At 63.5% G+C, this 13,364-nt stretch carries 15 protein-coding genes; 7 read left to right on the top strand and 8 right to left on the bottom strand.

Going from position 1 to position 13,364, the window contains the following annotated elements; translation table 11 throughout:
* Positions 1–68: 68 nt before the first annotated feature.
* The gene (locus IEV75_RS09910; RefSeq protein WP_188452406.1) at positions 69–1,859 is read left to right on the top strand and encodes a tetratricopeptide repeat protein; all 1,791 of its coding nucleotides are present in this window, start codon (positions 69–71) and stop codon (positions 1,857–1,859) included.
* 21 nt (positions 1,860–1,880) lie between these two features.
* Here the strand turns inward: IEV75_RS09910 and pseI are convergent, their stop codons facing one another.
* From pseI to pseF, 4 genes are read right to left on the bottom strand one after another with little or no spacing between them, the layout of a single operon-like run.
* Positions 1,881–2,930: a pseudaminic acid synthase gene (pseI, locus tag IEV75_RS09905; RefSeq protein WP_188452405.1), complete on the bottom strand. Its 1,050-nt coding sequence runs from the start codon at positions 2,928–2,930 to the stop codon at positions 1,881–1,883.
* A complete protein-coding gene (pseH, locus tag IEV75_RS09900) occupies positions 2,927–3,508 on the bottom strand; it encodes a UDP-4-amino-4,6-dideoxy-N-acetyl-beta-L-altrosamine N-acetyltransferase (protein WP_217979974.1) in 582 nt (193 codons plus the stop codon). The genes pseI and pseH overlap by 4 nt, the downstream gene beginning before the upstream one ends.
* Complete coding sequence (gene pseG, locus IEV75_RS09895; protein ID WP_188452404.1) at positions 3,495–4,550, bottom strand: UDP-2,4-diacetamido-2,4,6-trideoxy-beta-L-altropyranose hydrolase; 1,056 nt, start codon at positions 4,548–4,550, stop codon at positions 3,495–3,497. The genes pseH and pseG overlap by 14 nt, the downstream gene beginning before the upstream one ends.
* Positions 4,547–5,236: a pseudaminic acid cytidylyltransferase gene (gene pseF, locus IEV75_RS09890; RefSeq protein WP_188452403.1), complete on the bottom strand. Its 690-nt coding sequence runs from the start codon at positions 5,234–5,236 to the stop codon at positions 4,547–4,549. Before pseF ends, pseG begins: the two co-directional genes overlap by 4 nt.
* 176 nt (positions 5,237–5,412) lie before the next feature.
* On the opposite strand from pseF, the gene IEV75_RS09885 reads away from it, so the two are divergent.
* From IEV75_RS09885 to IEV75_RS09870, 4 genes are all read left to right on the top strand, one after another.
* Positions 5,413–6,261, top strand: coding sequence for an AAA family ATPase (locus tag IEV75_RS09885; protein WP_188452402.1), 849 nt, complete (start codon positions 5,413–5,415; stop codon positions 6,259–6,261).
* Between the two features lie 101 nt (positions 6,262–6,362).
* Entirely contained in the window at positions 6,363–6,620 is a 258-nt protein-coding gene (locus IEV75_RS09880) for an ElaB/YgaM/YqjD family protein (protein ID WP_188452401.1), read from the top strand.
* 64 nt (positions 6,621–6,684) lie between these two features.
* Positions 6,685–7,863, top strand: coding sequence for a vWA domain-containing protein (locus IEV75_RS09875; RefSeq protein WP_188452400.1), 1,179 nt, complete (start codon positions 6,685–6,687; stop codon positions 7,861–7,863).
* Between the two features lie 161 nt (positions 7,864–8,024).
* Positions 8,025–8,321 (top strand): GIY-YIG nuclease family protein, encoded by a 297-nt coding sequence (locus tag IEV75_RS09870; RefSeq protein WP_188452399.1) that lies wholly within the window; start codon positions 8,025–8,027, stop codon positions 8,319–8,321.
* Positions 8,322–8,532: 211 nt separating this feature from the next.
* Here IEV75_RS09870 and IEV75_RS09865 read toward each other — a convergent pair whose 3' ends face one another.
* Entirely contained in the window at positions 8,533–9,150 is a 618-nt protein-coding gene (locus IEV75_RS09865) for a glutathione S-transferase family protein (protein WP_188452398.1), read from the bottom strand.
* Positions 9,151–9,314: 164 nt separating this feature from the next.
* On the opposite strand from IEV75_RS09865, the gene IEV75_RS09860 reads away from it, so the two are divergent.
* Positions 9,315–9,668: a chorismate mutase gene (locus IEV75_RS09860; protein WP_188452397.1), complete on the top strand. Its 354-nt coding sequence runs from the start codon at positions 9,315–9,317 to the stop codon at positions 9,666–9,668.
* 8 nt (positions 9,669–9,676) lie between these two features.
* Here IEV75_RS09860 and IEV75_RS09855 read toward each other — a convergent pair whose 3' ends face one another.
* Positions 9,677–10,030 (bottom strand): Hpt domain-containing protein, encoded by a 354-nt coding sequence (locus tag IEV75_RS09855; RefSeq protein WP_188452396.1) that lies wholly within the window; start codon positions 10,028–10,030, stop codon positions 9,677–9,679.
* A gap of 198 nt (positions 10,031–10,228) precedes the next feature.
* On the opposite strand from IEV75_RS09855, the gene IEV75_RS09850 reads away from it, so the two are divergent.
* On the top strand, positions 10,229–10,969 hold the full coding sequence (locus tag IEV75_RS09850) for a superoxide dismutase (protein ID WP_373290525.1): 741 nt from the start codon (positions 10,229–10,231) through the stop codon (positions 10,967–10,969).
* Positions 10,970–11,336: 367 nt separating this feature from the next.
* Here IEV75_RS09850 and IEV75_RS09845 read toward each other — a convergent pair whose 3' ends face one another.
* Entirely contained in the window at positions 11,337–11,963 is a 627-nt protein-coding gene (locus IEV75_RS09845; protein WP_188452395.1) for a hypothetical protein, read from the bottom strand.
* An 80-nt stretch (positions 11,964–12,043) separates the two neighbouring features.
* Positions 12,044–13,264 (bottom strand): EAL domain-containing protein, encoded by a 1,221-nt coding sequence (locus IEV75_RS09840; protein ID WP_233351823.1) that lies wholly within the window; start codon positions 13,262–13,264, stop codon positions 12,044–12,046.
* Positions 13,265–13,364 lie beyond the last annotated feature (100 nt).

Genomic DNA, 13,364 nt, shown 5'->3' with positions numbered 1-13,364 from the left:
CCGATTCTTAATCGAAGCAGGCCTGTTTCGTAGGTGCCAAAATTCCAACCAGCCGGCAGGACGCGACCATGAGCATGCTTCTCGATCTTGATGCGGAACTCGCAAAAGGCGTTGAGGACATCATCAACCCGTCCGAGGAGGCGCGCACCGCCGCCATACCCGGCCTCGATCTTGATGCAAGCGCTGCCACAAGGGCCGACCCGAAGCTGGCCGCGCGCCTGCGCCGCGCCATGGCGATGGTCGATGAAGGCAAGGCAGCCGAAGGCGCGCGCATTGTCCTGAAACTGCTGGACACCCACCCCGACCACCCTGTGGTCAATCAGGCCATGGGCATGGCTCTGGAACATCTCGGCCGGCTGTCCAAGGCACTGGAATTCTACGAGCGCTCGCTCCAGCGCGACCCGGCAAACGCCGAGATCTACAAGAGCCTCGGTGTTCTGGCGTCCAAGCTGGGCCTGCTGCCTACAGCCGAAAAATTCCTGCGGATCTATATGCGCATGGCGCCCAATGCAAAGGGTGGTGCGGTCCAGCTCGCCAGCATCTTACGCGACCAATCCAAGTTCGAGGACGCGATAGAATTGTTGCGTCAGGCCATATACGGCGACCCGGAGAACGCCGATCTGTGGAATGCAATGGGCACCACGGTGATGGAAAGCGGGGAGGCCGGTGAAGCTATCACCTTCCACGCCGAAGCGCTGCGCCTGCGTCCCGGCTATGCGCGCGCCGCCCACAATCTTGCCCATGCACTCGAACTGACAGGCGATGTGGAAGGCGCGCTGACACACTTCAAGGCAGCCATCGACAATGCCGAAGCTGAGCCGGACCGCGTCATCTCCACCCACGGCTACTCACATACGCTGTTGTCTGCAGGGCGGCTGGCCGAGGGCTGGAACCTCTATCAGTCCCGTCTGAACATGCACTACCGCTTCGCAACCAACTTCCTGATCCCGTCAAAACCCTGGGACGGAGCCAACCCGGCCGAGTTGAAAGGCAAGACCCTCGTTGTAATCGGCGAGCAGGGCATTGGGGACGAGGTGCTGTTCGCAAACACGTTCCACGACGCACAAGACGCTGTGGGACCGGACGGAGAGCTGCGGATCGCCTGCGAGAAGCGCCTGATACCGCTCATGCAGCGCTCATTCCCCAAGGCCCGTGTGGAGCGCCACTACACCGTCGAACGCGAAGGCCGCCAGCATCGCCACGCGCCCGAGCTGTTCAAGGACGGGAAGGTCAATCTGTGGGCGCCTGCGGGCAATCTGTGCCGCGCCTTCCGCCCCGGTATCGGTGACTTCCCGGACACGCCGGGCTTCCTTGCCGCCGACCCGGCCCGTGTCGAGCAATTCCGCGAACAGCTGGCCGCGCTGGGCCCGGGCCGCAAAGTCGGCATTTTGTGGAAATCGTTGAAGATGGACGCAGCACGCTCCAAGCATTTTGCGCCGTTCGAGATGTGGAAACCGGTTCTGAAAACGCCGGGCGTGGTCTTCATCAACCTGCAATACGGCGAGGTGACAGAAGAACTGGCAGAAGCCGAGGCAAGGTTCGGCGTGAAAATCCACCAGCCGCAGGATATCGATCTGAAGGACGATCTTGATGGCGTGGCGGCCATCGGCAAGGCCTGCGATCTCGTCATGGGTCCGATGAACGCCACCACAAACCTGACGGCGGCCGTCGGCGGCCTGGTCTGGTTCATCCGCCCGATCAATGTCGCCTGGACGATGCTGGGAGAGCCGGAGATGCTCTGGTATCCGGGCAGCCGCACCTTTGCCGGCGAACGCTATCGCGACTGGGCCGGTGGCATGAAGCGGATGGCGCGCGAGTTCAGCGCTTTTGTCGAGGCGCACGCCCGCAACGCAGCCTGAAACCCGGCAGGGACGGAACGTTCAGCCTTCAAAATCGTCCCAGGTGCAGGGCTGGGCAAAGCGGACGGGCTTGGCCAGCTTCTGCCCCATGATGGCGTCATAATGCCGGGGGGCGAGGCCATGGCCAGGCCGCACGCTGCGAACATCGTCCGGCCCGACCACCGCCCCAGCGGGCAGGTCGCGGACGAAATAGAGCGAGCGGCGGAACTGCACATTGCCCTCTTCGCTGGCCTTCACCGCATAATTGACCGAGCCGATGGCGCTGTGCGCAGCCTTCAGGGACCGGGCAAGGCGGGCAAACTCCTCAGGCTCCAGCGAGAAGGCGGCATCAGGTCCGCCATCGCCGCGCGCGAGGGTGAAATGTTTTTCCACGACGCTGGCCCCAAGCGCCACCGCAGCAATGGCGGTGGTATCGTCCAGCGTGTGGTCAGACAGGCCCGCCAGCGTGCCGAAGCGGGCAGCCAGGTCGGTCATGGTGGCAAGATTGTAGTCGGCCGCGGGAGCCGGATAGCCGCTGACGCAGCGCAACAGGGTGATGGCCTGCGCGCCATGGGCGCGCGCCATTTCAACCGCCTCGGCAATCGTGTCCAGATCGGCCATGCCGGTTGACATGATGAGGGGCTTGCCCGTCTGTGCGACGCGGCGGATCAGGGGTGTGTCGACCAGTTCGAACGAAGCAATCTTGTAGGCTGGCGCGCCAAGACTTTCCAGCAGATCAACCGCGCTGTGGTCGAAGGGCGAGGAAAAGATCGCGATCCCCACCTTCCGTGCATGAGCGAAAAGGGCTTCGTGCCATTCCCAGGGTGTGGCGGCCTCCGCATAGAGATCATATAGCCGCCGCCCGGCCCACAGGCCTTCACGGATCATGAATTCGGGGGCGTCGCTATCGAGCGTGATGGTGTCGGCGCGATAGGTCTGCAACTTCACCGCATCGGCGCCCGCCTCGCAAGCTGCATCGATCATCGCCATCGCGCGGTCCAGCGAGCCGTTATGATTGCCGGAAAGCTCCGCGATCAGATAGGGCGGATGACCGGGGCCAGCCTGGCGGCCATTGATCACGAAATCTGTCATCTTGCCGTTCCCTGCTGGCGGTCGAGGCGGTCGAGGGTGGACTGACGCAAACCGGCCCACACGCCCTTGTCTAGAGCGAGCCGGTAAATGTTTGCTTCGCGAGCCTGATCGATCTGACGGATGGCTGTCCCTGCGGTGACAAAACCAAAACGGGTGTGCAGCTCAATCACGCGGGTATTGGTTTCCAGCACCTCGCATCGCAGGGTTTGCAGTGCGAGCGGCCCGAACGCGTATTCCAATGCCAGCCACTCCATGCGCGAGCCTGTCCCGCGCGGTGCATCCGGGCTGGCATAGAAAGCCCATTCGGCCTCGCCCGTGATCTCGCCGATCCGGGTAAAGCCGACAACGCCGCAAGGGCCGTCTGGGGTCTCGTAGATGAAATAGCGTCGGGATGGGTCATCGCGTGTCTGCGACCACCAGCGCGCGTGCTCGCCCGGTGTGATGATGTGCGTGGTGTACATGTTGGCGCGCACCGACGGCGCATTGCGCCAGGCGAGCACGGCGTCCAGATCCGTCTCCCCCATCGGCCGCAGCCAGGCGGAAGTTCTCATCGCAATGACGGCTTCAGACACGGGCATGCAATACCTCCGCGATCCGTTTCGCGCCGTGCCCGTCAACGAGAGCACCAGCCAGCGCCGAGACGGTAGGCAGAACAGCGGGATCGGCTAGCCATCCCTCCAGCCCGGTGTGCAGCCTGTCCTGCCAGCCCGGCTCCCGCACATCACCGGCGTAAATTCCGGCACCGAAATCCATGATGGCCCGTGCGGCCGGAGGCTGATTGTCCGCCAGCGACAGCACGAGGCTCGGCAGGCCGAGGCACAGGCGCTCGAGCGCCGTGCCGCCCGACGCGCCGATGGCGATGTCGCTCTGCGCCATCAGGCTGGCAAGATCGGGCAGGTCGACATGCAGGCGGGCGGTAAATCCGGCCGAAGCCAGCCCGGCCTCGATCGCCGCGCGATGCGGCGCGCTGCGTCCCAGCACCACGTCCAGCGCCAGCGGGTGCTGCTCCAGTACCGGGCCGATCACGTCGAGAACCCTGCCGGTGACGTTGTCAGCATCGACCCCGCCCATGGCCAGCAGGAGCCGCTGCGGCCCTGGCGCCTCTGCACGGCGCTCAAGGCTTTCCGGACGCAGGCTGGCGAAAGCCGGGCGCAACAGCGCAAAGTCCGGCCCGCAGAACAGGCGGCACGTGCCGGTCACGTGACCCGCATAGGCTTCGGCCTGCCGGTGGATTCCGGAATCAAACAGCAGCGCACAGTCATGCGGCCGGTCCGCCAGGTCATCAATCACGCAGATCTGACCGACCGGCTGACCGCAGGCCCGCTCCCAGCGGGCATCAAGCCCGTAGTGATCGACCAGCAGCCAGAACGGTTCGAGTTGCCTCACCAGCGCAGCAATGGCCTGTGCATCCTCGCTCCAGCTGCTTAAGGGCGGCAGTTGATGCAAGTGATGGCCACGTCGGGCAATGAGCGAGAAGTCAAACCCGGGCGCCGCGCTGCACGCGAAATGGGCCTGCCATCCGCGCGCCGCAAGCGCATCGGCGAGGGTCAGGCAGCGCATGAGATGGCCTGCCCCGCTCTCCAGCGAGGCATCGGGCCGGATGAGCAGGGTCGCTGTCACGCCCTGTCCTGTATGGCCAGCGCAAACAAGCGCTCGGCCCGCGCCAGGTCATCAGGTGTATCGATATCCACCGCTTCGTGACCGGCCAGCACGATCAGGCCCGACCGGGCCGTGAAGACCGGCCTTTTCGCCTGCCAGGCCGCGGCACGGCCCCAATAGAACTGGCCGCTATCGTAAAAGCGCTCAGGCAGGTCCTGCGTGCGTGTCGACAGAAATTCAGGATGGTCCATCACTGCCCGCCCGGCCGCATCGCGCCGCAAGGCGCGTTCGACCGGATGCGGATAGCGCTGGGCGGTCAGGACATAATCAAGCTCGGTATCAGCCAGCAGGGCATCCATCCCCTCACGCAGACGCTTCGGCGTCGTCATCACAGCTGTCGGCAGGAGGCAGCAGGCGATTTCCGCTTCGCCGTCAACCGCAGTCAGGGCATGCGCCATCACATCCATCAGGCCGGTATGATCGTCAGCCAGCTCCGCCGGGCGCACAAAGGGCGTTTCGGCCCCCTGCTCACTCGCGATGGCGGCAATGGCGGGGTCATCGGTCGACACGATCACCCGGTCAAAGCAGCCGGACTGGCATGCCGCCACAACCGCCCAGCCCAGCATGGGCCGGCCGTGGAACGGAGCGATATTCTTGCCCGGTATGCGCTTGCTGCCTGCGCGGGCGGGAATGACGGCGAGCCTCACCGGCGCGCTCCTTGGCTGAGGGTTGTGATTTTGGCCTTGGCTAGCGCGATTCTGCCGTCTCCCGGTTAGTGCAGCGCAAAAGAAAATGCGGCTTGGGCCTCGCGATTTGCGTTTGCGCGTTCTAGTTTCTCGCCCAGGGTTTGACACTGAAACGCTATAGCCAAGGGTTAACGATCATGCGCTTTGAAGGCACCAGCCAGTATGTCGCGACAGAGGAACTGGCCGCAGCGGTGAACGCGGCCGTCACGCTGGAGCGGCCCTTGCTGGTCAAGGGCGAGCCCGGCACCGGCAAGACGGAGCTTGCCCGCCAGATCGCGAACGCCATGAACGCGCCGCTCCTGGAATGGCACATCAAGTCCACCACCAAGGCCCAGCAGGGGCTTTACGAATATGACGCGGTGGCCCGCCTGCGCGACAGCCAGCTCGGCGATGACAAGGTGCATGATGTCAAAAACTACATCCGCAAGGGCAAGCTGTGGGAGGCCTTCACCCACGAGACGCGGCCCATCCTCCTGATCGACGAGATCGACAAGGCCGATATCGAGTTTCCGAACGATCTCCTGCAGGAGCTCGACCGGATGGAGTTCCATGTCTACGAAACCGGCGAGACGGTGAAGGCCGAGGTGCGCCCCATCGTCATCATCACCTCGAACAATGAGAAGGAATTGCCGGACGCCTTCCTGCGCCGCTGCTTCTTCCATTTCATCGCTTTCCCGGACGAGGCGACCATGCGAGCCATCGTGGAGGTGCACTTCCCGAAGCTCAAAGGCCGGCTGCTCTCCGAGGCGCTGAAGAAATTCTACGAGGTGCGCTCCGTGCCGGGCCTGAAGAAGAAGCCGTCCACGTCAGAGCTTCTCGACTGGCTGAAACTCCTGCTGGTCGAAGACGTGGACCCGGAGCTCCTGCGCGAGAAGGATCCGCGGAAATTGATCCCGCCGCTCCACGGCGCGCTTTTGAAAAACGAACAGGACGTGCAGCTGTTTGAAAAGCTCGCCTTCATGGCGAGGCGGGATGCGGCTCAGTAGGGGGTATTGGAACCCTCCCGCCTGGGCACCGTTAATCAGGGGATGCGTCCGGCATCAATGACCGGGCGCGAGCGATAATGCCTGAACCAAGGAGGCTCCCCATGGCGACGAGTGCCAGCAAGCGCGTAGAGAACATCCGTGAAACGGGCGAAAAGACCCTGAAATCCGTCAGCAAGGCGGCCGAGAGAGAGCTTCACGACGCCGCGAAAACCACGCGCCGTCAGGCCCGGAAAGTGGCCCGCCGCGCTGGAAAAATCGAAGATCAGGCCGTCGGCTACGTGAAAGACAACCCCTATGCCTCGCTTGGCATTGCCGCCGGTATCGGCGTCATCGCAGGCGCCCTGCTCGCCCGCCGCTAGAGTGTCACGCATGGCGGGATAGCGCGCTTGCGGGTGGCCCCCGCGAGCGCCTATCCTTACCGCCATGTTCCATCGCTTCTTCACCGAATTGCGCGCCGCGAAAGTCCCTGTCTCGACACGGGAATACCTCACGCTTCTTGAAGCGCTGGAGAAGGGCGCGGTCTCGCCCGCCATTGACGATTTCTACGCCGTCTCCCGCGCGGCGCTGGTCAAAGACGAGCGCAATTTCGACAAGTTCGACCAGGTGTTCGGCCATGTCTTCAAGGGCGTGGAGCTTCTTGGCGAGATGTTCAACGAGGCCGAAATCCCGGAAGACTGGCTGCGCAACGAGATGCGCCGCCACCTCACCGAAGAGGAAATGGCCGAGCTGGAGGCCATGGATTTCGATGAGTTGATGGAGACGCTGAACAAGCGTCTGCAGGAGCAGACCGAGCGCCATGAGGGCGGCAATAAATGGATCGGCACGGGCGGGACCAGCCCGTTCGGCCATTCAGGCTACAACCCTGCCGGGGTGCGCATTGGCGGCACCAGCCAGCAGAAAAAGGCCGCCAAGGTGTGGGAGGCGCGCCGCTACAAGGATTATGATTCCGACCGGGAGCTCGGCACCCGCAATCTGAAGCTCGCGCTGCGCCGCCTGCGCAAGTTTGCCCGCGACGGGGCGGCAGAAGAGCTGGACCTTTCCGGCACGATCAACGCTACTGCGAAGCAGGGATGGCTGGATGTGAAGATGCGGCCCGAGCGCCGCAACGCCATCAAGGTGCTGGTCTTCTTCGATGTTGGCGGGTCGATGGACCCGTATATCCAGCTCACCGAACGTCTGTTCTCGGCAGCCAAATCCGTCTTCAAGTCGCTCGATTATTTCTACTTCCACAACTGCATTTATGAGGGGGTGTGGAAGTCCAATCTGCGCCGCCAGTCAGAGACCATGCCGCTCTATGACGTGCTGCACAAATACCCGCACGACTACAAGGTCGTGATCGTGGGCGATGCCTCGATGGCGCCCTACGAGATCACCCATCCGGGCGGCTCTGTCGAACACTGGAATGGCGAAGCTGGCGCGGTCTGGCTGAAGCGCATTGCCGACACCTACCCCCATCTCATTTGGCTCAATCCGCAGCCCGACAAATGGTGGCCGCACACCTATTCCATCGAGCTGATCCGCCAGATCATCGGCCCGCAGCGCATGTTCCCGCTGACCCTTGAAGGCCTTGATGGCGCGATGAAGGAATTGGCGAGGAGGTAAATCCTCTAGCCCCTCCCCGTGTCATCCTCCGGTCGCGCAGCGATCCGGGGGACCCATGCCTCTGGCCATTGGAGATGATCGCCCTTTGCAGGCATGGGTCACCCGCATGAAGCGGGTGATGACAACTGGAGAAACACGGAGAACTTGGTAGACTCTGGCCCGTGTCCACCGAACGCACATATTTTGTCTATCTGCTGGCCAGCCAGAAGAATGGCACGCTCTATTGCGGCGTCACCAGTGACCTTCCAAGGCGGACATTCGACCATCGCGAAGGCAACTTGCCCGGCTTTACGTCCAAGTACGGTGTGAAGCGCCTCGTCTGGTACGAGGTCTATACCGACATCCACGAAGCCATCCGCCGCGAGAAACGGATTAAGAAATGGCCGCGCGATTGGAAGATCAATTTGATAGAGGCGAACAATCCCGATTGGAATGATCTTTGGAAATCGATCCTCTAGCCCCTCCCCGTGTCATCCTCCGGTCGCGCAACGATCCGGGGGAACCATGCCTCTGGCCATTGGAAATCGATCCTCTAGCCCCTCCCCGTGTCATCCTCCGGTCGCGTAGCGATCCGGGGGAACCATGCCTCTGGCCATTGGAGATGATCGCCCTTTGCAGGCATGGGTCACCCGCATGAAGCGGGTGATGACAACCTTGTTGGGCCTTCCCCTACCCTGCCATCGCGTGATCACCGGCATGGGGCAGGGAAAGCGCGCTCTCCACCCGGCGCACCCAGCCCTGAACGGCGGGAAAATCTGCCAGGTCGAACCCGCCCTCATGGGCGACGCGGGTATAGGCGACAAGCGCAATGTCGGCCAGGGTCAGCTGTTCGGCCACGAAATATTCGCGCGCCAGCAGGCGCATCTCCATCACGCCCAGCGCCCGGCGTCCGCCCGACAGGAGCCCCGGATCGAGATCACCTGCCCGGCGCGCATGGAAGCGCAGCTGGCTGCGCCGCACCGCGATGAAGGGCTCGTGGGAATATTGCTCCCAGAACAGCCACTCCATCATCTTGGCGCGGTCGAACGGATCCGCCGGAATGAGGTCAGAGCCTTCGGCCATGTAGATCAGGATGGCGTTCGACTGGGCGAGCGTGCGGCCATCAGAGCGCTCCAGCAGCGGCACCTGGCCAGCCGGGTTCAGCGCCAGAAATTCGTCCGTGCGGCTCGCGCCCTTGAAAATATCGATCTCGATCCATTCAAAATCGAGGCCGAGATGGCGCGCCGTCCACAGGGTTTTCAGGCAGTTGCCGCTCTCGTTGTGACCATAGAGTCTGAAGGCGTCCATTTGCCGCTCCTTTCCGGGCCGATCCATTGCCCGGCATGGTAGAAGCGCGCAGCCGATTCTGACAGCGCAAACGGACACGCGGTATATGAAGGCTTTCCAGCCACGCCCCAGCGCCTGTAAGACCAGCCCCTGTTATACCTGCCTGCCAGACAGGACCCTCTGACATGACCCTGCCCTTTGACGCCGATGATCTGAACCGCCGCACGCCGCCGCAGGACTGTGCCAGCATGGCAGAGGTGCGCGACGGGGTGGACCGGCTCGACCGGGCGCTGATCGGCCTGATCGCCGAACGCACGCGCTATATGGACGCGGCTGCGCGCATCAAACCGTCACGCGACGTGGTGCGCGACGAAGACCGGATCGAGGACGTAATTGCCAAGGTGAAGGCGGCGGCGCGGGCCGCTGGCGTGCCGGAGACACTTGCCGAGCCGGTCTGGCGTGAACTGGTGGAGCGCTCGATCCAGCACGAATTGCAGGTGTGGGACGCCACGCGCGAACCGCAACGCAAACGGTCGTAAAGCGGGATTTAGGCCGCGCGGCGTTCCAACTCGGTATCGATTGCAGCCAGGGTTTCATCGGCCACCACACGGATGGCCTCCAGCGATGCCGGATCGTTGGCACGGTCCTCCTGGGCTGCACAGGCGTCACCCAGCGCCATCGCGCCAACGCCCCGCGCCGCGCCTTTAAGCGTGTGCACCAGTCTCTGCCACAGCACGGCATCATCGCCAGCGCGGGCCAGCGCATCGAGCGTGGAGACGATCTGGCCGCGCAACAGGCCGTAAAGCTCCGCCTCCAGTGCCACATCCCCGCCGGTATAGCGGTGAAGATGCGCGCCATCGAGCAGAGCCTTGCCTGCATCCTTGCCGCTATTATCCAGCATGAGAAATCCGCTTGCCTGAACCGGTGCGGAGTATGGCGCGGCCGCGTTAATACTTGGCTCACAAACACGCTTAACAGGGAACAAACAGAATATCTTTCCCGTTGCACACTGGCATGAGGCCGATGGTCGGCCTAGGTAAGGGTTCAGGCCCGAAAGGGCGGAGTACCGCTGAACCGACGCAATCCGGAGAGCCGAGACATGATCAACCGGCGTACAATGCTGCTGACCACGGCGACACTTCCCGGCCTGGCCCTGGCCAGCCCGCTGGCCAACGCCCTCTCACTTCATTCCCGCAATCAGGAGATATCTGCCATGAGCGCATTTTCGCTTCCCGACCTGCCCTACGCCTATAACGCGCTGGAGCCGGTGATCGATGCCGAGACGATGGAGCTTCACCACTCGCGCCACCACCAGACCTATGTAAACGGGCTGAACAGCGCGCTGGAGAACCGCTCTGACCTGCAGGGCACGCCCCTGGAGGACATTCTGGCCCGCGTCTCCGAACTGCCGGGGGCTTTCCGCAATCATGGCGGCGGCCACTGGAACCACACCTTCTTCTGGGAAAGCATGATTGCACCGGCCGATAGCGGCGCACCCAGCGGTGCATTCGCCGAAGCGATCAACGCCAAGTTCGGCTCGCTGGAGGAAATGAAGAACCAGTTCAATTCCGCCGGTGCCGGCCAGTTCGGCTCGGGCTGGGCGTGGCTGATCGTCAACGGCAATGGCGAGCTGGAAATCACCGCCACGCCGAACCAGGACAACCCGCTGATGGACGTGGCCGGCACGCGCGGCACGCCGATCCTGGGCAATGATGTGTGGGAACACGCCTATTACGTCACCTACCGCAATCGCCGCGCCGACTATCTCGCGGCCTGGTGGCAGGTGGTGAACTGGGACGTTGCCTCCGAGCGCTATAACGCGGCTGTCGCCGGGAACTAGCCGATCTGACTCATCCTTATCGATGCAGGAAGCCCCGGGCGGAAACGTCCGGGGCTTTTGTCTGGGGCTCCCCAGATCACCCGTTTCACCGGCGCACGCCGGTGCCCAGTCTTTCCGGGCCCCGACTTTCGTCGGGGAAACGCGTCAATTCCATTTACCTCCCAAGCTTGTCATCACCCGCTTTATGCGGGTGACCCATGCCTGAGGGTTGCTTTTCGGGCCGCAAAGCGGCCCGCAAGCGCGAACGCGCGCCCGCGACTTTTCGCGGAACATCGCAACGCGGAAGCGGTGCGGAACTAAAAGAGGCATGGGTCCCCCGGACCGCTACGCGGCCGGAGGATGACAGCCGTGCAGGGCCACGCGCCTCCTACTCCCGCTCCGCCGCCTCTATCGCGGCGAACATGGCAGCAAGCCGCTCATTATGCTCTTCAGTCCAGCTCTGCACCCGGAACTGGCGAGCGAGTTCTTCCGCCGCCGCACGGGCGAAGGCGATGTCACCCGCCGCAAGGCCCGCTGAGACCTTTTCCTCGGCGAGGTCGGTCGCCAGCGGCACAAACTCCAGCGCCAGCGGGCGCAAGGTTTCCACCGCTCCGGCAAGATCGCCGGCCGTGCGCAAGGCCAGCGCCGCATTCACGCGGGCAAACACCGCGCTCATCCGGTATTCATAGCCAAACTCGCCTTCCGGGCCCGACGGCCCGGTGCGCAAGAGAGCGTCATCGAAATAATCGGCCAGTTGATGAAAGCGCTCCGCGGACAGAGCGTAGTCGCCATCGCGATAGGCCTGATAGGCCCAGCCGGCGGTGTAGCTGTAGGCGTGCCCCGCCGCCATCCATTCCAGCGCCAGAAGCGTGTAGAGCGGCGGCGTCTCGAGCGGCCAGTCTACCGGTATATCGTAATACCAGCGCGGCGCGGGTTCGGCTGCGTCTGCAGGCGGCACGGGCGCCGCGCTCACGGCCACGAGCAGCGCAATGAGGGCAAGGAAACGTGTGCGCATGAGACAGCTCCAGCGGGCCCAGAATGCCCTTTGAAGCCATGTCAGGCCAGACGGTGAACATGCGCAACTGAAAAGACGGGTCAGCCCGCGCGGCGGGACTCACTGCCAGTGTCCGCCAGCACATCCTCTCGCACCGGACGCGGCGCACCGAACAGATGGCCCTGGCCATAGGCGATATCGAGATCAAGTATCTCGACCACCATCGCCTCGGTCTCGATCTTTTCGGCGATGATGTCGACGCCATAGCGGGCAAAGAGGCTGGCAATGTCTTCCGGCGCAATCGTGCCGGGTTCGCGGCCCGCTACCGGCATATGGCCGCCGGCCATTTCGATCAGGCGCACACCCTCCACCTTGGCAAAGCGCACACCGGCGCGCTGCAGTTCGGCCAGGTCCAGATTGAGATTGCTGACCTGATCGATGGAGAAGCGGAAGCCATAATCGGCGAGCCGCGCCATATGACGCGCGGCAACAGAAGAACGCCCGTCAAAGGCCGCCTGCGGCATCTCGAAGATGAGCGAGGTGGCAAGGTCTGAATTGCGCCGCAGGAAATCGAGGAAGGGCGGGAAGAACTCCTCGTCGGTCAGCGAACGCACCGAGATATTGCAGAAAATGCCGACGCGCCGGTCTGACTTGGTGAGCTTGCGTACGATCTGCACGCAGCGTAGCAGGAGGAGATTGTCCACCTCGGCAATGAGCCCGTGCTCTTCGGCGGCTTTCAGGAAGCCAGCAGGCGTGACGACATTGCCCTTGGCATCACGCAGGCGCGTAAAGCCCTCGTAAAAGTAGGTGCGCCGCTGGGGCAGGCCGACCACGGGCTGCAGATAGAGATCGACGCGGTTGGCATCAAGCGCGTCGCGGATCAGCTCCACCCGCGCGGAGCTGGCCATATTCGCCGCTGGCCCGGCCCCGGCCATTTCCAGCTTCTGCAGGATCTCATTGAGCAGCTCGTCCCCCGGCCCCTCATCGCGCGCCGGCGCAGCAGAGCGGGTATGGGTGGCGGGCGTAATCTGCGATGGCGCGCGAACGGGCTGCGCGGCGAGCTGTGTCTCCACCTCCTCGATGCGCGCGCTGGCCGCTTCCAGCTCTTCCAGCAGGGAGAGATTGGCCGCACGCAGCTCATGAAGAGCCTTTTCCGTCGCCCTGCGTTCCTCGGCCCGCGCAGCGGCGGCATGGGCCTGACCGGCGATCAGGAACACGACTGCGCCCATGACCCAGGCAAGCCCCGAGCTCATCAGGCCAAACCGCTCGAACGCCAGCGCCGCCACGATGGCAACCATCGCGTAGGTGATAACGACGAGCATGTCTGTCGTGCGCGGTATGATGGCGAGGCCTCCGTTACGCCCCCTGCGCGCGAATCGCAGGTAAGCGGGTGCAGTCTATGCTGTGCCGGGCCCTCCTGTC

Origin of the sequence: Glycocaulis albus (assembly GCF_014639075.1) — a bacterium.
Lineage (GTDB): Bacteria > Pseudomonadota > Alphaproteobacteria > Caulobacterales > Maricaulaceae > Glycocaulis > Glycocaulis albus.
This window is presented reverse-complemented; position numbering and strand designations above follow the sequence as displayed.